Here is a 20,257-nt window from a genome sequence, read left to right as displayed (position 1 = left end):
GCTGCTACAATCCATCTATAAAAGGAGAATTGCGTGCTACGTACTCTTGTTGCTCATATTTATCCACCATTCATTTTCTTATTTTGGATAACTTTCTTCTTGATTCTTACTAAGGTGCTTTTCTCTTATAAACGCAAGACCATGCATATTACTGCCGAGATGCACGGTACACGATTGGTTGTAAGTATCATAGGAGGTCTTTTTAGTATTTTTCTAGGATTTGTGACCTTTATCTCATGGACCAATTATAAAGAAGCAACAGGTCTGGTCGCACAAGAGACAACCCAAATATATACCACTTGGGAGAATAGTAGAGGGTTTCCATCTTCTATTTTTCAAAATATTGATAAATTGCTTCATGCTTATGTTTTATCGATTCTCAACGATGAATGGCCTTCAATGAAAAAGGGGAAAGCATCATCAATAACTCAAGATGCAAGTAATGCTCTATATTCAGAATTTTTGAAATATCACCCTTCAGATTCTTATATCCAATCCTTTTATAATCGAGCTATTTCCTCTTTAAATGCAGCAACTGAGGCAAGAAACCAACGTATCAATATGCTTCATGTCATTATCCCAACAGCATGGTACCTTATGATCTTAATTGGCACTTTTACGATTATTTTTGTTTCAATTTTTTTGCTGGAAGGGATTTTTGTGGAAATTTGTATTCACGTGATGCTCTGTATCTTTCTGTCATTTTATCTCACTGCAATTATCATCTTAAGCCATCCTTTATCTGGCTTGATTACGATTTCTAATCAACCCTATAAGGCTCTTATGTCTAAGATGGACGTTGACTTTAGAGTATCGTCACAATAGTGCTCTGGTTGCCAGGAGAATTTATTGGCTAGGCGTCCTCTTTTTATAATGTTGCAGTACTCTCCTTAATTCCGAATTTGAGCTATGCTTATTTCAAATATGCCAGCGCAATATTGTGTTCTTGAGTAATCCAGGGAGAATGCCAAAAATGAGTTATTTTAATGCAAAGGACCCAATATGCGAGACTCAAGGATGTCCCCAGCGAGTTAGCATAGCGCTTATTCCACGATCAGTTGATCTTGGCGGGTTTCAAGTAGAGCGCATTTTACCATCCAGAGAAAAAAGAACTGTAGGCCCCTTTGTTTTTTGGGATCTAGCAGGGCCAAGCGAACTGCTTATGGGTCAAGGCATTGATGTGCTCCCGCACCCTCATATTGGTTTATCAACCATGACTTATTTATTTTCCGGAAAACTGGTACATCGGGATACGCTTGGCAGCCATCAAATTATTGTCCCAGGTGAAGTAAATTTGATGACTGCCGGCAGAGGGATTGCTCATTCCGAACGTACACCGCATCAGGATCGCCTTTATCCACAGCATTTTTTTGGTATCCAATGTTGGTTAGCATTACCCCTCAATAAAGAGGAAACCAACCCTTCATTTACCCATTATGATAAAAGTGCTATTCCTATGCACAATGATGATAAAAATATGAGTTTGCGAGTCATTGCCGGAGAATGGATGGGGTTAAAATCATCGGTTATCACGCAAAATGAGGCACTTTTTGTTGAATATAAACTGAAGGCCCATGCCAATCTGATCATTCCATCAACAGTAGAAGAGCGGGCAATTCATATTCTGCATGGTAAGATAACAATTGATGCGACTCAATATGATGGCTCAACAATGCTCATTCTTAAAACAGGGGCTGAAATCAAAGTAACGGCGATCTCCGATGTACATATGATTATTTTGGGAGGACCTGCTCTTGAACAACGGCGATATCTTTGGTGGAATTTTGTAGCCAGTTCGAAAGAAAGAATTGAGCAGGCCAAATTGGATTGGATAGAAGGGAAGTTTGGAAAAATACCTGGCGATGAACATGAATTTATTCCTTTGCCAGATTAAGCCGTTTACGGAGATGTCTTATAAGCGATATTCATTAAAAAGGACCTTGAAAATGAAAAAATCAGATCAGGAAACTCAATATCTCAAAGATGGCAGCATCAAAACCATATTGACAGGTTATAATCTACTGAATAATTCCAGATTGAACAAAGGCACTGCATTTACTAATAGCGAAAGAGATGCCTTTTCTCTTCACGGTTTGTTACCACCCCAGGTGAGTACATTGCATGATCAGCAAAAACGCCGCTACGATGGCTTGGTCGCATTGCCAACCACTTTAGAAAAATATAGTTTCTTACGCGATCTCCAGGATAACAATGAAACCCTTTTTTACTCGTTGATCATTAATAATATCGAGGAAATGCTGCCCATTGTTTATACTCCTGTTGTTGGGGAGGGATGCCAAAAATTCAGTGAAGTATTCCGCAAGCCTCGAGGCCTATTTCTTAGTTATCCCAACAAGAATTTGATTGATCAAATCTTTGCCCATCCACGTTATGACTTAATTAAGTGTATTGTTGTGAGTGACGGTGAGCGCATTCTTGGTCTTGGTGATCAAGGAGCGGGTGGAATGGGAATCCCAATAGGTAAAATGGCGCTTTATACTGCTTTGGCCGGTATTCCTCCACAATATTGTTTGCCTATTTTGCTGGATGTGGGAACAGACAATGAGGAGCGATTGGCCGATCCTCTTTATATTGGTTGGCGGCATAATCGTATTCGTGGTGCAGAGTATGACGAATTTGTGGATACATTTGTATCCGCGGTGAAACGTCGTTGGCCAAACGTTCTTCTGCAGTGGGAAGATTTTGCAGGTGTGAATGCAGCACGGTTGTTGGAGCGTTATCGAGACCAACTGTGCACCTTTAATGATGACATACAGGGAACTGCTGCTATGGCGACAGGGACTCTACTTTCTGCCATTAATGTGACTGGAATTCCACTAAAAGAGCAAAAAATTGTTTTTCTAGGCTTCGGTGGTACGGGTTATGGAATTGCTCAATTGATGCGGGGTGCGCTTAGAGATGCTGGATTAAGTGATCAGGAAGCTGGCGATCGTATCTATGCTGTAGACAGATATGGACTTCTTGTAGAAGGGAGTAAAGGATTGACTGCTGATCAGGCCGTCTTTGCTCGCAAACGTTCTGAAGTGGCGGGATGGCAGGTTACCAATTCCGAGGAAATTGGATTGCTCGATGTGGTTCGTAATGTCAAACCTACGGCATTGATTGGTGTTTCTACACAACAAGGGGCATTTACCGAAGAAGTAGTCCGCACTATGGCGAAATACACGGAACGCCCAGTTATTTTTCCACTTTCCAATCCAACTTCTCACAGTGAAGCAATCCCTAAAGATCTTCTCAATTGGACGGAAGGCAGAGCTTTAATCGGAACAGGAAGCCCTTTTGATCCCGTACAATTCAATGGAAAAGAGTATCATATCGATCAGACAAATAATTCATACATTTTTCCAGGCTTAGCTTTAGGTATTATCTCCTCTAAAGCAAAACGAGTTTCTGATGGGATGATCAAGGCTGCTGCACTTGCTCTTGCAGCATGCTCTCCTGCTCGGGAAAATAAATCAGCCAACCTTCTACCCCCGCTTGCAGACCTTCGCTTAATTAGTCTTGCTGTTGCAAAAGCTGTAGGGAAACAGGCGATATCAGAAGGTCTTGCCGGGGTTAATGAATCAGGATTTGAGGATGAGCTCGCTAATAATATATGGGATCCAGTATACAAGCCTTACCTACTTGCTGATTAAGCTTAACTTTTCGTCTGCGTATCGCGCATAAAGCGCTGTACGTAGAGAAATTTAAATGAAAATGGACGATCTCTCAGGCTACTTAGCCCATAAGGCTTCCTTCATTGTCTTTTATACGTCTCAAAATAAAATTTATATGAAAATCATAAAGTTAACCTGTGATTTAATATTGTTAGCAAGTATAAAATACTGTGGTATTATGCTCAAAAGCCAAAGAACAGTTTTTGTTTGACAGCAACTGTAGCGAATAGAGGACATGATGATAAACTCCAAGTTATCATTGGATTTAAAAAAGAAATGCCCCGAAGATCTATTTTCGAATAACCTCACCTATGAAATCTCTCATGATTACTTAATGGAATTGTTAGATGTTGGTAAATTAAATGTTTGGCAGTGGGATCTGGGTACCAATGAAATCATTGATTTTGGTTATTCTGAATCTTTGTCTGTTTTAAATGAACACAGTGAAGTAGGGCATATAGAGCATTTTATAACACGACTTCATCCAGATGATCGTGAGGAAATTGCCAATGCCTTAATCAATTCTTTAATTCATTTTGAGAATTATTATGCCGATTTTCGTATTCTCTCTACCAAAGGTCATTATGAATGGGTATCGGCTCGGGGACGTTACATTCGTGATGCAAAGAATAATCCAATTAAAATGATTGGTACCTGGCATTTTATTACGGAACAGAAACATAATCAGGAATTGATTAAGTTACAACAAACGACGCTTGAGCGTATATCAAGATGTTATTTCTCAGGGGAAGCCGCATCTTCATTATCTCATGAAATCTCGCAACCATTATTGGCACTGAATTCCTACTTGCTAGGTAGTATTTTGCGTTTACAGCAAGAGGATAAAGGATCAAATGAATTTATAAGCGTTCTTCAGAAAGCATTAGAGCAAGTTGAATTGATAAGTACTATTATTAAACGAATGAAGCGTTTTGTTACTCATGGAGAATTACATTTTGAGCGCGTTAATTTAACTTCTCTGGCAAAACAGTCGGTCATTTTGTCAAAATTTTATTCCCATTTTTCCGGAACAGTTGAGTATGAGTTTGATGAGGATTTAACTGAAGTTTATTTGGATCGAAATCAAATGCGACAGGTTTTTTTAAACCTTATTAATAATGCCTTTGAGGCGATGTTTGATGCAAAAACGATGAATCCTATTTTGCTTATCAAGATAAAAAACTATGAAGCGGACGTATTGGTTAGTATTGTGGATAATGGGCCTGGAGTATCGCAAAATGTACTCGATAATCTATTTACTTCATGTTATAGCACCAAAGAATACGGCTTGGGTATTGGCTTAAGTATTTGTAAAAAAATTATTGAAGCACATGGTGGGAACATCAAAATAGAAAGAAATACTTCTGGGGAGGGTACTGTAAGTTCTTTTAGATTACCTAATCAACTTTTGGAGTCTCACAATGAATAAGACAATTTATATTGTTGACGACGATGAGAACGTATTGCGTGCTTTAAAATGGCTTTTTGACTCGCTGAGTTTTGAAGTGAAAACTTACTTGAATGCAACAGAGTTCCTGCAGCAATATAATCCCAAGCATATAGGGTGTCTGATTACTGATGTTCGAATGCCTGATATAGATGGTCTTGAATTACTCGAAAAATTAAAAGGGCAAAATAGCCTGCTCAAAGTAATTATTATTACAGCTTATGGTGATATACCGATGGCTGTTCGAGCGATAAAAGCTGGAGCAATTGATTTTATTACCAAGCCAATAAATGAGAAGGATTTATTAAAGCTGATTAAAAAATGTCTTGAACATTATCCACATCATACCCCTCAGGCGGTTAATAAATATGAACTTTTAAGCGAAATTGAGCTGAAGGCGCTTGAAGCCATTTGGAATAAAAATTAAGTAGATTGTTGATTAATATCCCAATAAGCTTCTGATGCGATTGGTATAATTTCGTAGTGGAGTTTGCACGATAAAATCCTTCAATGGCGTTTCAATCTCAAAATAGAGAATATTGGCTAAAAAACCATAACAACAGGCATCTAGAGCATGTACTTTATCTCCAAATAAATAATCTTTATCTCCTAAAATGAAAAGAATTGCTTGCAAATCATCAATACCTGATTGATATATGTCTTTGGCGGGATATCTGCCAATACCCTGGTAATGATATTTTTCAATATTATATTTTCTTACCTGTTCAAGAGTGGCTTCGGATAATTCGGAAAATTGTTTTAAGAACTCCGCTTTGAACATAGGCCAGAATTGTTCGTCTTGCCAACGCGAATAGGACATAACCCAATACATATGATTATCTAACATTCGTACAGTCAAAAAATGAGTGTTTTTTTGTTCTTCTGTTAAGTCATCGTCCAAATCAACATATTTTTGCGACAGATATTGAATAATAATATTACTATCAGTAATGATTTTTCCCTCATCACTTAGATAAGGCAACTGCCCTCGCGGTGCATTCTGGGTATTAATGATATGTTCATGTTGGTATTCTATTTGGGTTAATCTAAGAAAAGTGTCTACTTTCAGGCCAAAAGGGTTATTATCTGGAAGACCAAAAAGCTCTGGATAAGAAAATAAAATTATCATTAAAAACTCCCTCTTTTTATATAAATTTCAATTACTAAAATAGCCTAACTTATAAAGATTGGCCAATACGAATGACGCAACTCGACACAGAAAGTACGGTATTGGAAGAAATGAATATGCGTTCTTTCTGGTTTGTAACATTGAAAAAAGGAAGGTGTTGTTTGCGGATCATTAAGAGTCGATTCGGAATTTGCTCTCAGCGAAAAAATATCATGCATTTTGCTTTTAATGTGTCAAATGGAGATAGTTTTACTCTTATTTAACAAAACAATGGTATTTATTTACAGTTTATCCCTTTAATTTAATATTTGTTTAATAAATAATCAGTATCATATGAGGTATTCCCTTGTTTTGCTTCAGAGCAGCAAATAAGTCCGTAATTTAGGGGAGCGATATGACAATTGATCTGAATTTAACAAGCCAAGAATTAATTGCACAATTATGTGCAATAGATCCAAGTTTCCATCAGACATTCACAAACTCAACGAAAATAGATAAAAAAGCTCTATTAGCTTGGCTGGAATCCACCTCAAAAATTGAAAGCAGCAACAAAGCATTTTTTTTAATTACATCATTGCGGGCCTCTTTATTAAAAGATCTCCATAAATCGTTAAATCCTGGGCAGGTAGAAGAAGAAACTCAAAAAGGCGGAATGACTGCAAAAACTAAATATGCACTATTAGCTCTTGCCGGAACTGTTTATTTTGGTTGCGAAGGGTTTGATGGTATTACTGCAATGCTCGGTGCTTTTTCCTCTATCCCTACCATTGCTTTATTTGTGGCAGGAACATTATTTTCAGTTCTTTCCATGGTTGTATTTTATAGTTTTGATTTGGTTGAAATTTCCAAAAACCTGGGGATCAAATCCACAGATACAAAAAAATTACTGGATGTTTTACTTGACGAAGTGAAACAAATAGAAGCCATCCGCATGCGTCTTGCCAAAACTGTCAAGAAGAGTAAGGAAGAACTTGAAGAGGATCTTCAGGTTGCAACAATGTTACTGCAAAGATATAAGGACTTAAAACAAATTCGAGACGATCTAACCTCGGCTTCAAATAATCCTTATTTACAAGCGGCTAAGTACATCACAGCAGGGGTTGCAGGGATTTTATTTTTTAGTGGTGGTTTTTTTGCGGGACAAACTGTAGCTTTGGCCATCGCAGGTTTATTTGTTACTGGCATGGCTGCAACGGCGTGGCCAATTGTTGTTGCTGGTATTGCTGTTGGTTTAGCCGCACTAAGTGTTTACTGGTTTGTTGAACGTCCAGGGATTGAAAATCTGATTAGCCGCTGGAGGGGATTGGATAAAAAGAAAATGGATAAATTATGTAAAGAAGATGTGGTTAAAAAAGAAACAGAGGAACTGGAAGAATTAATTGCAGGCATTAATTTTAAGATTGGCTCACTGAAACAACACGAAGAAGACCAGTTAGAAATCAAGAGCCTGAAAGAGAGATTGTCTGCTGTGGAATTAGAAAAAAATGCTGCCCTTTTGAAAGCAGAAAAAGCAGAACTTGAAGTAGCTCGCTTAAATGCAGAGTTAGAAAAAATAAAAGCACAACAAACCAAACCAACTGTTGAGACTGCAAAACATGAGAATCCTGTTGTTTCAGACACTATAAAAGTTGCTCGGCCCATCCCTATTTCTAGAGATGATAATGAGTTGTCACCGCGTCAACACCACGCATTTTTTAGATCAGCATCTACAGGGCATCTTCCTGGTTTAGAAAAAAGATCTATTCTTGATACTGCGAATTCTATGTAGATTGCGATGTCGGAGGTTAATTTAAATCGTTTGACGTACTGCACTTTATGCTAGACGATCTCACAAAATTTAAATAGGGAAATAAGTCCTACAGGCTACAGCGAGATCTAAAAAACGGTCATCCCTGCGCAGAGGGATGATCGCTCTTTAGGCATTTTATTTAGAGTGTATGCATACTCAATGTATCTTCTACCTGCAAAACCTCTTCTTTCAATGAACGGTTTTTCCCAGAAGTAGCCAGTATGCCGTTCTTTAACAGAGCCTGCGTTACAGTATGATTTGTTGCAGGTTGTTGCCAAACCGGTATGGCAATTGGTTTTTGCCCAAGCACAATAGGTGGTTGGGGTATTGGTCTTCTTCCTGGGTTAAGCTCAAGTTCTTCTGCTTCCAATAATTTAAGTTGCTCGGTAGTAAGTGTTTTGAGTTGACTGTTATAAATAAAGGGAAGTACTCGAAGTTTGAATACCAAAGAAAATGCTGCGAATTTATTACTTAATTCAGTATACCCATGATGTAGTGGATCATTATATGTTGCTTGTAATTGGGATGGAGATAAGGTGTCAATCGTATTGAGATCCGTACGATAATAAATTTTCTTGTCTTGACCTAATAACAGCAATGGCTGTGGTTGGCGGTATTGATAGTCAATATCTGGCATTTGTTCCAGCCCGCCATATTGTGACTGCTCAGGCAATTTGCTTCCATTAAATACATGATGTAAATCGTTCAGTGAGGAAGTCATTCCTGCAAGACAGGCTTGTTTGTTGAAATAATTATTTGCCACATCAAAATCACCATCACCACCCGCAGTAACTGGTGGCTCGCTTTTATCGGGTGTCGGATCGTAAATGCGTTTGGTATAGACCATTATCCTATTTAATTCATCATGCAAATTATTGACTAAAATGCTACCCCAAACGCCAAAGCGCTGTGGAAGTAAGGCACGTAAATCACCCATAAATGAAACATGGCCTGCAGCAAAATGATCGGTATAATAGTGAAAACAAAAAAACTCCATTCCCAAAGACAATGCCTGATAGCGATGGGCTAAATCCTCTAATGTTTCACGATCAAGGCCTTTAGGGATTTGTGCGAGTATTTGGAGTAATGCATTGAAATCACTATTTTCTGATTGATAATCTGCATGAGCCAGAAATTGTTGTAACTCATAATAAATACGTGCATATTTCAATGCGATACAATGGCCTATAGTATAAACACGGACTGACCATGGAGTAAAATGCGCTATATTCCTATTTAAAATGTCACTGTAGTTTTTTACTCTAAGCGCAAACATGAGTTGTTGCACATAGAAATTTAATGTGCTTGAAAACGGAATGTAATTGGCATTGTTAATCGTATAAATCGTATCAATATCGCTTTGTTTTACGTTAGTGTTTGCTAATCGTTGATAAGAGCTAATTAGTTTTTCTTCCTCGTTCCCGGTAACGGGTTTTTTTATTAAATATTTTCCTAAAGTGTTGCATTTCCCTGTATTATCAAAAGCTTTTGGATTTTCTTTAAATTCACAAATGCTTGGCAACTTAAATGATACTTCTTTGCCTCCAAAGTAATCACCAGACATGGCGATAATAACTCCAGCGGATACTTTTAATCCAATGGGTTCAGGAAGGCCAATCTCATTAATTCCTTGCAAGTGCAAATGCAAGGTGCCCTTTTCAATATCAATGTATGGATTGCCTCTTAAGACATCCCATTCTTGAAATCGCAATGCATCACCAAGTTCCGTGTGTTCATTTGTATCCATAAGCAAGCTCCATTTTTATTTTTATTTATTGCGCCTCAAAAACAATGAACTTCTAAATGCGATTCTTAACATTAAAGAAAAAGAAGGGTAAAAAAATAAATATAGAAGTGAGATGTCAAATTTTCAAATAAGCCAGTGAAGCTCATTAAGCGCGGAGTGTATTTTCTGCAACTATAATTAAAATAAATTAAGCAGATTGAGATTATTATGACCGATAAAAAAATTGAGCAGCCAATAGGAGTTCATCGTAATACTTTATTTTCAAATACTAAAGATACGAATACCGCTTCTTCTAAAGACCGTCTAAAAGATTTTGATGCAAAAAAGCAGGATGCATGGCTTGAATTCAGCAAGACAGTGATTCAAGAACTAGGTGAACGAGCATCCTCTTTTCCAAAAGTACCGCCAGAAGTTCGTAAAGATATTAACTGCCCTCCAGATATGTTGCGCTCTCAAGTCGGTTGTACTTATGCTTGGTTGGCTGATAAGCGGCGTGAGGTAGCCAAAGCATTGAAACAAGGGCCATTGAGGCATCAATTCGGATTAATTAATAAAGCAGGTTTTGTATCTACAGATGATTTTAATTTATCTCGAGATTTACCCACCCAAAAAAATCTGATCTATGCGCATCTATCCGATTTAATTCATCAACGCTGGGGACACGTTGAGGTGCAAGGACACCCAGATAAATCAGGTGAAGGAACAAAATACACAATTAAAATTAAAATGACTGACGAAGAACGCGAATTAGCCCATAAAAAAAACGCGGCTTCTGAGCTTCCATTTATTGAAGATGATGTGGTGCTCACGATTACTTTTAACGATTATGGTAAGGACGACAGTAGAACATCCATTGTAATTGATCATCGTTTCACCCCTTTTGCAGAGGATTATCGGGACAAGTCCAGTTATTTTCAGGTGCAATTTGAATTAATCGACCCTTATTTTCAAGCGTGTTTTAATTGGGAGCCTACACAGGATATCAACGATTTTTTAGTTAATGCAGGAAAACTTGCATACAGTCTTGCTCGCTTACAACCTGTAGGTCGAGGAAATTCGGCAATTGTTGAATGGATGGTAAGAGGGCTTGCAGAAGCAAAAAGTATTGAATTAGGACCTTTTAATCATCATGAGTTGGGATGGGATTTTAAAGCGTTTTTGACTCCAGATATCAATGTGTATGCACAATGGTTTGCTGAAAAAGCGTTTAGTAGTTATGCATTAAAAGAAAGCGAAAATTTAGTGTTCACAAACACATAAATTGGTCGATTGTGGCGTGGTTGGTTTACTCTATTTGGACTACTCGTTAGAGCGTATACCAAATCCATTCTCTCAACACTCCATGCTCTAATACAATCAATTCAAATAATTTTTAATTATTTTATTTTCGATTATTTACTAATTTTCGAAAATAATTAATACTGTTTGCATGATTGAAATGAAGTGTACTTGCTATGTCCCAAATTAAAATAAAACAATCAAAGACAAGCACCGTATTAGAGAAATTACGTCGTGATCTCGTAAGTGGTTACTTTGATCCTGGCCAAAAATTACAAATGGAGCAATTAAAAGAACGATACGAGGTAGGATACAGTCCCTTGCGTGAAGCTTTGTCTCGTCTGGTAAGCCATGGTTTAGTTAATTTTGAAGATTTGTGTGGTTTTTCAGTACCGTCTTTATCTTTAGAAGAGTTATATGATCTCTATGCAGTCAGAATACAGATTGAAACACGTGCTTTGGAATTATCCATGCAACATGGAGATGAGTATTGGGAGGCAGATGTCATTGCGTGCTGGCATCGTTATGCAAAATACCTTACCCCACCACAAAATAAACCGCTGGATCCCATTGAATGGAATATGTTTCAAAGAGAATTTACTTTCACGCTGATTAAGGCGTGCCAATCTCCTTGGTTACTTAAAATTCAAGATATGTTGTATGACCATTCATCACGGTATCGTTTTTTATGTCTGGATCGGCATCATAATGATGAAAAAGTATTAATGGAATTTAAACAAGAAAATGAGCAGTTAGTTACTGCAGTATTGGCGAGAAATAAAGAAAAAGCGATTCAGATCTCTCAAAGTGGATGGGATAGCTCGATTAAAATGATGGCGGATAGTTTAAAGAATAAAAAAAGCTAGGGAATAAGCGATGACTGAAAATAAAAAAAATTATTTACTCATTCCTTCGGTACCCACCCCAAATGGTCGATTGCATTTAGGCCATATTGGTGGGCCGTTTTTAAGTGTGGACATACTTGCAAGATATCTAAAACTTTGTGGGCATTCCGCTTGGATAATTTCAGGAACCGACAGTTATGAATCGTATGCGGCAGGGAAAGCAGAGGAAGAGCATTTAAGCCCCAGAGAAATAGGTCATCATTATCATGCATTAATTGCCGATGATTTAAAGTCAATGAGTATTAAATGTGATCAATTTATTAATCCACTTGATGCGCAATGGAGCACATCCTATCAAGAATGGCATGAGCAGATCTTGCAACAATTATTGAATAATAAGGCTACAGTCTTATTAAAAGAGAATATACCCTGGGATGATAAGAATAAGCGTTACCTGACTGGATATTGGCTGCAAGGGAATTGTCCTGTGTGTTATAAAAACACTGCAAGTTATTTTTGTGAACATTGTGGTGCACATTTTCGCCCGGAAGAAATGATTCGCGAAGAGCATTTAGAGCAAAAAGTGGTAGAAAATATCTTTTTACAACTCCCTGATGATGTTAACCTGAGTTCGCGGGGAATTCCTCAAAAAATAGTGACGCTTTTTCAACGTTATCGGGTGTTACAAAATAATCGATTCAGGCTTACTACACAGTGTGATTGGGGTTTAGCAGATAATACTGATCCTGCTTATGCAAGAACTTTATTTAGTTATGGTTTTGTTTTTGCTTATTTTCTAATGTTTGGAGAAATCGCGGGGAAACTCATGGGCCTCAACAAAAATGCATTTGCAGCAGATTCTGATGTGATTACTATTTCCAGTTTTGGGCTCGATAATTCATTACCTTTTTTAAGCAGTGCATTGGGAATTAGTTCTGGATGTCCTCAATACAAGTCATTTGATTATTATCTGGTTAATTATTTTTATTACCTTGATGGGTGTAAATTCTCTACAAGCCGACAGCATATGATTGGAGTAGATGAGGCGATCAAGCAAAAAGGGCTTTCCAGTGATATTATTCGGCTTTATCTTGCTTCAATTGATGTGCGTAATCAAATAGGCAATTTTGCCGTTGATGATTTTATCCATTATTACAACAAAACTATAGATTGGCTTGAACACTATATTATCCAAGGGATACAAAACATACCTGATAAGGTGAGACAGCCTTGCAATCAACAGCTTCAACATCAATTAGGCGATTTGTTTGCAATTCAGGAACATGCATTGCAACCAGAGCACTTTTCTCCTCATATTGGGGTGCAATCTCTAAATGACTGGCTTGTTCTGGGACAAAACTTAAGTCGATCTCCAGAGGATTATTTCTGGTGGTTAAAAGGATTTGCTTTGGTCATTTATCCCTACATGCCAAAGCTTGGTGAAACAATTTGGAATGCTCTGGGATATAAACAGTTACCCACTCACGCTGATTTTTTTGGTAAGCCCACATGGCTCTTGCAGAGAAAAATACAATTAACCCTAAAACGAATTACAACGGAATTTGAGATGCACATAGAGGAAGTGAGTTATGAACAAAACGAATCATGATGCAATTTCTGATGTACTTGGAGTTGGTGTTGGACCATTTAATTTGAGTGTTGCTGCTCTTTTGTCCTCAGTCAAAGAGATTTCAAGCGTGTTTTTTGAACAAAATAAGGAAGTGATTTGGCATCCAGGAATGTTATTTCCCAATGCTGAAATTCAGGTCAGCTATTTAAATGATTTGGTTACGCTTGTTGACCCTACCAATTCTTATTCCTTTATTGCCTATCTTGCAAAACACAAACGATTATATCGTTTTATTAATGCACAATTTAAGCATGTATTACGTACTGAATTTAGCCATTATTTAAATTGGGTGAGCCGTTCATTACCTAATTTATTGTTCAACGAAAAAGTTGAGGAAATTTTTTTTGATAAATCTCATTTTGTTATGCAAACATCTCAGAGAAAAATCAAAGGAAAACATCTTATTTTAGGCAACGGTTTAACTGTAAAAGTCCCTACTTGCGTTAAACCTTATTTGGGTAAAAATGTATTACATAATAAGAATTTTTTACTCAATCCAATAAATTGGCAGGGAAAAAGAGTGGCTATTATTGGTGGAGGCCAAAGTGGTGCCGAAATTGTGCAGCATATTTTATCGAGTGAGCAATTGCCTTCAGAGTTAAATTGGATTTCAAAGAGATCTCAGCTATTACCAATGGATACCTCTCCATTTGTCAGTGAATTTTTCACGCCTAAGTATACTGAATTCTTTTTCCATATGCCCGAGAAAGAAAAAGCCTCTTTATTGCAAGAGCAGCTTTTGGCAAGTGATGGTATTTCGTTCCATTTACTCCAAGCAATCTATCAAAAACTTTATAGCCTCGAGTTTTTGGAAAATAAAAATAAGTTTTTTAAGTTTTTACCATGTCATGAATTAACACATATGAATGGCGGATTAGGTAGATATCAGTTAGTACTGACTGAGCTTAATACCATGAGCAGAAGAGTCATTGCTGCAGACATTGTTATTTTGTGTACAGGATACCAGTGGAAGTTCCCGGATTATCTTGCCCCGTTGTCTGCAAAAATACCTTTAAATAATGGGACATTTTGTGTCAATCAGGATTTTTCTATTGTATGGGAGGGACCAAAACAACATCGTATTTATGTCCAAAATGCAGCGCGCAATGCTTATGGAATCGCAGAGCCTAATTTAAATGTTATGGCATGGCGAAGTGCAAAAATAATTAATAGCCTTGCGCAATCATCAATCTATGAGCTGGAGCAGGAAAGTACCGTCTTGGATTGGGAGCACGAATTGTTTTCTAAGGAGCAACACTATGCCTCAATTGCTTGAGCCTATTGTTTTTGCAAATCCACGGTTGGTTTTTTCTAATCCGGAGCACATTGCTTCGGGAGTTGTAGTAAACCCTGTTGATTTTGTACAAAAGCAGGCATATCCCCCTTTTCAAACAACATATTTTCAAGTGTTGCCCCTGAGTGAAACTCCTATGGATTATCATCAAGAAGAAGAAATTTGGATTGTATTAAATGGCAGTGGAGTTTTAACTTATGAGGAAACTGTTCATCGACTTAATATGCACGATATTTTTTACTTTGCTTCATTTAAAAAACATCAAATTCGTAATCTTATGCATGAGCCACTTCTTATTTGCTCTATTTATTGGTAGGGTACGGTAGTGGAAGCTGTGTATACTGTTCTTTGGGGCGAGCATTGTAATGATGAACTATAAGGTTAGATGGTTACAGCCTATTGATAAAGAAAACTGGTTAACAATGTGGCAGGAATATATGAGATTTTATCAAACGTCACTACCTCAAGAAGTAGTAAATAATACGTTGAACATGCTCCTTTCCGAGAATCAAAATACAGGATGCCTCATTGCTTGTGACTCTCAAAATACAGCAGTTGGATTTCTAACTTTTATCGTGCATTTAAGCACTTGGAATATCAATCCCGAATGCTATTTATATGATTTATATATAAAACCAGAACATCGAAAAGCAGGAGTAGCGAAGATGCTCATGGATGAATTAAAACAACTCAATAAGTTACGTCAATGGAGTAGAGTATATTGGATCACTGAGCCAGATAATCGGGTCGCCCAAATACTCTATGATAAAATTGGAAGAGGTGAACCTTGGATTGTTTACTCAATGTCTAAATGAAAAGATCCTCATCCAACCTTTCTCCGGAGAGAAAGGAAGTCATAATTTCTGCTATTTAAAATCATAAGTATAATATTGAGGGTACGCTTCAGGAGGATCGCTAGGAAAAATTTGTCCTGTCAGGTATTGTTCTTCAAAGGTAGGCAAAGGCAATTGTGCAGCTTGTTTTTGGAAAAAATAATTTCTTAATAGGGCCATTTTTTGATTATGAATGTTCTTAAATTCATTCACATCTGTTTGAAAACTTTCATTCACATCATCAAGAAATTTTTTTAGTTTAAGATGTTCGGTTTCATTAAGCTGGTCTTGGTAAGGTGCAAATGTATTTGTTACCGTTGCAAAAAATAAACGGTAATGAATGGTTAACTCATTAATGATTTCTTGTGTTTCCTGCTTTGATAATACTCTACTCTGAGAGATACGTTGTTTTAATTTTTCATAGGTAGGGACCAGTTCCGCATCCCATTTTTTTTCAAATAAATCAATTAGACTTTCAAATTTGTTGAACATTTTAATTCTTCAATGAAGCAAAAAGAAACAAAATTATACATATCATTTAAATTGATCTCAATAACGATTTTATTTTATCCATAGACTATATTTATCTTAAATAGAAGAGGGCTATGTTTTGTACTAACTATTTATTAAGTAATAAATGGTTTATATTCGGAGATATTAAAAAGTTCGAATCATGTTGGAACAAAAACACAAGAATTCTTCTAAGTAAAAAACGGAGATTTTTATCATGCAAGAGTTAGTCAAGCCAGCACTTTTTAATGCGCAATTAATAAGAAGCTTAGGATGTGCTACATATCAAGGGTCTGAAGTCGGGGAATGTCTTGCTATAGCGAACCAAATAGAACCTGGCAATAAAGAAAGTTGGTATGCACGGTGGACCGCTTTTGCTGATAGCAATTTCAGCATGGCAGAAACGTATCGAAGTCAAGGTTTTCATTTTGATGCCAAATTGGCTTTTCTGCGCGCTTGTACTTATTATCGAACAGCTTTTTTTTTCCTGGAAGATGAACCTGCTGATCCAAGGATCGAACAAGCATTGCAATACAGCATTCGAGCTTTTCATCAAGCACTCGAATTTTTTGAAACTCCTGTGGAAAAAGTAGAAGTTCCCTTTGAGGAAACAACGTTGCCAGGTTATCTTTATCTGAATAATTCTTTTTCAAATCATCCTAAACCTATTTTAATTGATACTGGTGGGGGCGATAGCACTAAGGAAGAATTATATTTTAGTTCAGCAGCTGAAGCGTTAAAGCGAGGCTTTCATTGTTTAAATTTTGAAGGTCCTGGTCAAGGCAGTATGCTGCGTCTAAATAAAATGCCTTTTATCCCCGATTGGGAACGAGTGATAGAAAAAGTTGTCGATTTTATCAGCAACCGTCCCGAAATTGATCAGAATAAGATCTTCTTAATGGGGCGCAGTTTTGGTGGTTATCTTGCTGCTCGGGCTGTAACAAGAGAAAGACGTATTGCTGCATGCATTGTTGATCCAGGAATATTTGATGCAAGTGGTAATTTCGAAGCTAAATTTAATTCGTTTATGACGAAGTTTCCTGATTTACACAATGCTCCTATAGAGCAAGCCTTAGTACACCTAATGAAAACAGATGAAAATTTACGATTTATGTTAGAAAGTCGAAAATGGCGATTTGGCGTTCAAACAATTGAAGAAATGCTCGATAAAACGCGTGCTTACACGTTGGCTGGCTTAGTAGAAAAGATTCAATGTCCCATGCTGATTTGTGATAATACTCTAGAATACATCACATTAGGTCAGGCAAAAAAACTGTATGACCAATTACAATGTAAAAAACAATATATTCTTTTTAATGATGAAGAAGGTACCGGCGGCCATTGCCAGCCACTTGCACCACGATTATTTAGTGCAAAAATTCATGCTTGGCTAAATACATTATAAGTGTAATGAGGTCAAAGATTGAGTCATTAAGAAAACGCCCCTATTTTTAGGGAGTGCCATTTAATTTCAGGAAGATAAATGGAGTCTATAGGTACATGGTGGTTATGGGTAATTTTTATTGTTTTGATACTGATTGTATTAAGTATCGATATTTTTCTTTTGACCAGAAGTAAAAGGGAGCCTACCCTAAAGGCATCTTGCATATGGGTTACTGTTTGGGTTGTCTTGGCTTTACTTTTTAATGTCTTCTTATGGATTTATCTATCACAAGGCGATACAAGCAATATAGCGAATCAAAAAGCCCTTGAATTTTTTGCTGCTTATCTGATTGAAGAATCATTATCAATGGATAATATTTTCGTATTTATCATGATATTTAAATATTTTTCTATTCCCTTGAAGTATCAGCGCCGCCTGCTCTTATTTGGTGTGTTAGGCGCAATCTCTATGAGAATAATACTCATTGTATTTGGGATCTGGCTCATTAATAAATTTAAGTGGATTTTATATCTATTTGGCATACTACTCATTTATTCTGCGACCAAATTCTTCACTTTGTTTAAAGACGAACAATTTGTTACTAATAATTTCATCCTGAAAACATTAAGAAAATTTTTCCCAATAACAAAAGAAATCTCAGGCGATCATTTTATTGTTAAGAAAAATAAATCGTATTTTGTAACTCCTCTCTTTGTTGTTCTTATTTTTATTGAAGTGAGTGATTTGATTTTTGCCATTGACAGCATTCCTGCCGTATTAGGTATCACTCAAGATCCATTTATTGCGTGTTCATCAAACGCTTTTGCAATACTGGGGTTAAGAGCCATGTATTTCATTTTGGCACATATAGAAAATAAATTTCGCTATCTTAACTATGGGTTAGCCTTCATTTTAGGTTTCATTGGAATAAAAATGATGCTGCATGATCTGGTTGATATTCCTATCGTAGTGACTCTTTCAATAATTATTTTGTCGCTAAGCTGCGCGATGGCAGCAAGCAAATTATGGAACAATAAGAAATAATTAATTTACTCTTCTCATATGATTTGAGTTTTGGTTTATCATTTGAAAAAAAAGGATATTTATGGAGCAATTTTTAATTTTTGTACTGGTCGGCTTCATGGCACAAATAGTTGATGGTGCGTTAGGTATGGCTTATGGGGTAATTATTACCGGTGTTTTGGTTACTTATGGTATTCCTCCAGCAATGGCCAGTGCTGCGGTACATACTTCTGAGATTGTCACAACCGGTATTTCTGGTTTGTCGCATGCGATGTTTAAAAATATAGATTATGCATTATTTAGACGATTGGCTATTCCAGGTATTATAGGAAGTATTCTTGGTGCGTTTCTTTTAACAAAAGCATCAGAGAAAATCGCAAGGCCTTTTATTGCAATTTATTTGATTATTATGGGTTGCTTTATTTTATACCGAGCATTCCAAGGTGGAAGAATCAAGCAGCTCATAAAAAATTTTATGATCAAGCGTCAAAGGAGACGTGCATTGCCTTCGAATCATGCACGCGGGTTAATACCTCTTGGATTTTTTGGTGGTTTTTTTGATGCTGCGGGTGGAGGGGGTTGGGGATCTATTGTTAACGCCACTTTACTAGTACAGGGAACGACCCCTCATTACACTATAGGTTCAGTGAATTTGACTGAATTTTTAATCACTCTTAGTGTTTCTGCAACGTTCTTTTTTACAATTGGGATTGCCAATTGGTTTATTATTCTCGGATTGATTGTAGGTGGGGCTATTGCTTCTCCTTTTGCTGCTTATATTGTGCGATATATTCAACCGCGAATCATTATGTTGCTGGCAGGAACAGTGGTAATACTCCTTGGAATTCACTCAATTATTTCCACATTTATGAAATAGAATTTAAGATGTGTTCCCATCATTACCGTGAGTTATGATGGGATTAAGTAATTTGCATCAGTATCTGCTACAGATTATTTCAATGTCTCCCCAGTCAAATTAGCAATAGCTTTTAATGAGAAAAATATTTGATTATTCCTTCAATAAATACAAACATGAAACTGATATAAACAATAGTACCAATATACCCTACAATAAGAAGTACCCCATCTTTTTCTATCAATCCCAGACTGAAAATAATAAGTAGCAGTGCAAATATAAAATTACTTAATGGGATAGGTAACATGAGAAGGATGGCTAAACAAAAAATCATGATGCCAGTAATTATTTCCAGCAAGCGATAGCTCATAAAAAACCAGCGTGGCTTCAAAAAGTATTCAATTTTAGTCAAATAAGGTACCGTAGTATGGATTACCTTGGAAATAGTCTTTTGATGAATGGTACGTGTGGCAATGATTTTTGGTAACCACAATGTTTGTCTGCCAAATATCATTTGGCATGCAAAAAGTGCTATAGGCACACTAAACACAACAGAAACGCCTGGAACTGTAGAAAAAGGCAAGGCACTGGGTAAAGCAAAAAACAACAATACAATTCCAAATGCCCGCTCGCCCAGTACTTGTAAAATGTGCTGATACGTTAATTCACCTTGTAAGTCCTTATGGTTTGCGAGCTCTAAAAGGATATCAGAAGAATGCGTCACTGTTGTTTTCATAAATAACTCATAGTTGTAACCTGTGTACCAGGCAGGTTTTCCATCCCCAATGAGAGTCAAATGGAGTCTCACGCAAATT

Annotated in this window: 19 protein-coding genes; 15 read left to right on the top strand and 4 right to left on the bottom strand. The window is 36.9% G+C overall.

The window, feature by feature from the left end:
• Window positions 1-33 precede the first annotated feature (33 nt).
• The 5 genes from DY223_RS14740 (at window position 34) to DY223_RS14720 (ending at window position 5,551) form a co-directional block, all read left to right on the top strand.
• Window positions 34-825, top strand: a complete 792-nt coding sequence (locus DY223_RS14740) for a bestrophin-like domain (RefSeq protein WP_058458454.1) — start codon at window positions 34-36, stop codon at window positions 823-825.
• A gap of 148 nt (window positions 826-973) precedes the next feature.
• Window positions 974-1,894, top strand: coding sequence for a pirin family protein (locus DY223_RS14735; protein WP_058458455.1), 921 nt, complete (start codon window positions 974-976; stop codon window positions 1,892-1,894).
• A 52-nt stretch (window positions 1,895-1,946) separates the two neighbouring features.
• Complete coding sequence (locus tag DY223_RS14730) at window positions 1,947-3,656, top strand: NAD-dependent malic enzyme (RefSeq protein ID WP_058458456.1); 1,710 nt, start codon at window positions 1,947-1,949, stop codon at window positions 3,654-3,656.
• A 256-nt stretch (window positions 3,657-3,912) separates the two neighbouring features.
• Window positions 3,913-5,106 (top strand): sensor histidine kinase, encoded by a 1,194-nt coding sequence (locus tag DY223_RS14725; RefSeq protein ID WP_259293207.1) that lies wholly within the window; start codon window positions 3,913-3,915, stop codon window positions 5,104-5,106.
• Window positions 5,099-5,551, top strand: coding sequence for a response regulator transcription factor (locus DY223_RS14720; protein WP_058458458.1), 453 nt, complete (start codon window positions 5,099-5,101; stop codon window positions 5,549-5,551). The genes DY223_RS14725 and DY223_RS14720 overlap by 8 nt, the downstream gene beginning before the upstream one ends.
• Before the next feature lie 12 nt (window positions 5,552-5,563).
• Here DY223_RS14720 and DY223_RS14715 read toward each other — a convergent pair whose 3' ends face one another.
• Entirely contained in the window at window positions 5,564-6,253 is a 690-nt protein-coding gene (locus DY223_RS14715) for a glutathione S-transferase family protein (RefSeq protein WP_058458459.1), read from the bottom strand.
• Window positions 6,254-6,647: 394 nt separating this feature from the next.
• Between DY223_RS14715 and DY223_RS14710 the strand changes: the two genes are divergently transcribed.
• Window positions 6,648-8,021, top strand: coding sequence for an AAA family ATPase (locus tag DY223_RS14710; protein ID WP_058458460.1), 1,374 nt, complete (start codon window positions 6,648-6,650; stop codon window positions 8,019-8,021).
• 160 nt (window positions 8,022-8,181) lie between these two features.
• Here the strand turns inward: DY223_RS14710 and DY223_RS14705 are convergent, their stop codons facing one another.
• Window positions 8,182-9,789 (bottom strand): hypothetical protein, encoded by a 1,608-nt coding sequence (locus tag DY223_RS14705; RefSeq protein ID WP_058458461.1) that lies wholly within the window; start codon window positions 9,787-9,789, stop codon window positions 8,182-8,184.
• A 207-nt stretch (window positions 9,790-9,996) separates the two neighbouring features.
• Between DY223_RS14705 and DY223_RS14700 the strand changes: the two genes are divergently transcribed.
• From DY223_RS14700 to DY223_RS14675, 6 genes are all read left to right on the top strand, one after another.
• Entirely contained in the window at window positions 9,997-11,049 is a 1,053-nt protein-coding gene (locus DY223_RS14700; RefSeq protein WP_058458462.1) for a hypothetical protein, read from the top strand.
• Between the two features lie 194 nt (window positions 11,050-11,243).
• Entirely contained in the window at window positions 11,244-11,933 is a 690-nt protein-coding gene (locus tag DY223_RS14695; protein ID WP_058458463.1) for a GntR family transcriptional regulator, read from the top strand.
• A 10-nt stretch (window positions 11,934-11,943) separates the two neighbouring features.
• Window positions 11,944-13,521, top strand: a complete 1,578-nt coding sequence (locus DY223_RS14690) for a methionine--tRNA ligase (protein ID WP_058458464.1) — start codon at window positions 11,944-11,946, stop codon at window positions 13,519-13,521.
• Window positions 13,502-14,818, top strand: coding sequence for a lysine N(6)-hydroxylase/L-ornithine N(5)-oxygenase family protein (locus DY223_RS14685; protein ID WP_058458465.1), 1,317 nt, complete (start codon window positions 13,502-13,504; stop codon window positions 14,816-14,818). The genes DY223_RS14690 and DY223_RS14685 overlap by 20 nt, the downstream gene beginning before the upstream one ends.
• On the top strand, window positions 14,802-15,152 hold the full coding sequence (locus tag DY223_RS14680; RefSeq protein ID WP_058458466.1) for a cupin domain-containing protein: 351 nt from the start codon (window positions 14,802-14,804) through the stop codon (window positions 15,150-15,152). Before DY223_RS14685 ends, DY223_RS14680 begins: the two co-directional genes overlap by 17 nt.
• Window positions 15,153-15,201: 49 nt before the next feature.
• Window positions 15,202-15,651 carry a GNAT family N-acetyltransferase gene (locus DY223_RS14675; RefSeq protein WP_058458467.1) on the top strand — a complete coding sequence of 150 codons (450 nt, stop codon included), beginning with the start codon at window positions 15,202-15,204 and terminating at the stop codon, window positions 15,649-15,651.
• Window positions 15,652-15,702: 51 nt separating this feature from the next.
• On the opposite strand, the gene DY223_RS14670 is transcribed toward DY223_RS14675, so the two are convergent.
• The gene (locus DY223_RS14670; protein WP_058458468.1) at window positions 15,703-16,161 is read right to left on the bottom strand and encodes a hypothetical protein; all 459 of its coding nucleotides are present in this window, start codon (window positions 16,159-16,161) and stop codon (window positions 15,703-15,705) included.
• Window positions 16,162-16,396: 235 nt separating this feature from the next.
• On the opposite strand from DY223_RS14670, the gene DY223_RS14665 reads away from it, so the two are divergent.
• The 3 genes from DY223_RS14665 (at window position 16,397) to DY223_RS14655 (ending at window position 19,463) form a co-directional block, all read left to right on the top strand.
• Window positions 16,397-17,584, top strand: a complete 1,188-nt coding sequence (locus tag DY223_RS14665; protein ID WP_058458469.1) for an alpha/beta hydrolase family protein — start codon at window positions 16,397-16,399, stop codon at window positions 17,582-17,584.
• A 78-nt stretch (window positions 17,585-17,662) separates the two neighbouring features.
• Entirely contained in the window at window positions 17,663-18,607 is a 945-nt protein-coding gene (locus tag DY223_RS14660) for a TerC/Alx family metal homeostasis membrane protein (protein WP_058458470.1), read from the top strand.
• A gap of 61 nt (window positions 18,608-18,668) precedes the next feature.
• A complete protein-coding gene (locus DY223_RS14655; RefSeq protein ID WP_058458471.1) occupies window positions 18,669-19,463 on the top strand; it encodes a sulfite exporter TauE/SafE family protein in 795 nt (264 codons plus the stop codon).
• A gap of 112 nt (window positions 19,464-19,575) precedes the next feature.
• Here the strand turns inward: DY223_RS14655 and DY223_RS14650 are convergent, their stop codons facing one another.
• Entirely contained in the window at window positions 19,576-20,178 is a 603-nt protein-coding gene (locus tag DY223_RS14650) for an exopolysaccharide biosynthesis protein (RefSeq protein WP_058458489.1), read from the bottom strand.
• Window positions 20,179-20,257: the final 79 nt, after the last annotated feature.

The organism is Legionella bozemanae (assembly GCF_900450575.1).
Taxonomy (GTDB): Bacteria; Pseudomonadota; Gammaproteobacteria; order Legionellales; family Legionellaceae; genus Legionella; species Legionella bozemanae.
The sequence above is the reverse complement of the archived record's forward strand: the minus strand, read 5'-3'. Positions and strand labels throughout refer to the sequence as shown.

Bases quoted from the DNA above. Each gene is read 5' to 3' on its own strand.
- DY223_RS14735 (WP_058458455.1), top strand. From the start codon at position 974: ATGAGTTATTTTAATGCAAAGGACCCAATATGCGAGACTCAAGGATGT.
- DY223_RS14730 (WP_058458456.1), top strand. From the start codon at position 1,947: ATGAAAAAATCAGATCAGGAAACTCAATATCTCAAAGATGGCAGCATC.
- DY223_RS14725 (WP_259293207.1), top strand. From the start codon at position 3,913: ATGATGATAAACTCCAAGTTATCATTGGATTTAAAAAAGAAATGCCCC.
- DY223_RS14720 (WP_058458458.1), top strand. From the start codon at position 5,099: ATGAATAAGACAATTTATATTGTTGACGACGATGAGAACGTATTGCGT.
- DY223_RS14715 (WP_058458459.1), bottom strand. From the start codon at position 6,253: ATGATAATTTTATTTTCTTATCCAGAGCTTTTTGGTCTTCCAGATAAT.
- DY223_RS14710 (WP_058458460.1), top strand. From the start codon at position 6,648: ATGACAATTGATCTGAATTTAACAAGCCAAGAATTAATTGCACAATTA.
- DY223_RS14705 (WP_058458461.1), bottom strand. From the start codon at position 9,789: ATGGATACAAATGAACACACGGAACTTGGTGATGCATTGCGATTTCAA.
- DY223_RS14700 (WP_058458462.1), top strand. From the start codon at position 9,997: ATGACCGATAAAAAAATTGAGCAGCCAATAGGAGTTCATCGTAATACT.
- DY223_RS14695 (WP_058458463.1), top strand. From the start codon at position 11,244: ATGTCCCAAATTAAAATAAAACAATCAAAGACAAGCACCGTATTAGAG.
- DY223_RS14690 (WP_058458464.1), top strand. From the start codon at position 11,944: ATGACTGAAAATAAAAAAAATTATTTACTCATTCCTTCGGTACCCACC.
- DY223_RS14685 (WP_058458465.1), top strand. From the start codon at position 13,502: ATGAACAAAACGAATCATGATGCAATTTCTGATGTACTTGGAGTTGGT.
- DY223_RS14680 (WP_058458466.1), top strand. From the start codon at position 14,802: ATGCCTCAATTGCTTGAGCCTATTGTTTTTGCAAATCCACGGTTGGTT.
- DY223_RS14675 (WP_058458467.1), top strand. From the start codon at position 15,202: ATGATGAACTATAAGGTTAGATGGTTACAGCCTATTGATAAAGAAAAC.
- DY223_RS14670 (WP_058458468.1), bottom strand. From the start codon at position 16,161: ATGTTCAACAAATTTGAAAGTCTAATTGATTTATTTGAAAAAAAATGG.
- DY223_RS14665 (WP_058458469.1), top strand. From the start codon at position 16,397: ATGCAAGAGTTAGTCAAGCCAGCACTTTTTAATGCGCAATTAATAAGA.
- DY223_RS14660 (WP_058458470.1), top strand. From the start codon at position 17,663: ATGGAGTCTATAGGTACATGGTGGTTATGGGTAATTTTTATTGTTTTG.
- DY223_RS14655 (WP_058458471.1), top strand. From the start codon at position 18,669: ATGGAGCAATTTTTAATTTTTGTACTGGTCGGCTTCATGGCACAAATA.
- DY223_RS14650 (WP_058458489.1), bottom strand. From the start codon at position 20,178: ATGAAAACAACAGTGACGCATTCTTCTGATATCCTTTTAGAGCTCGCA.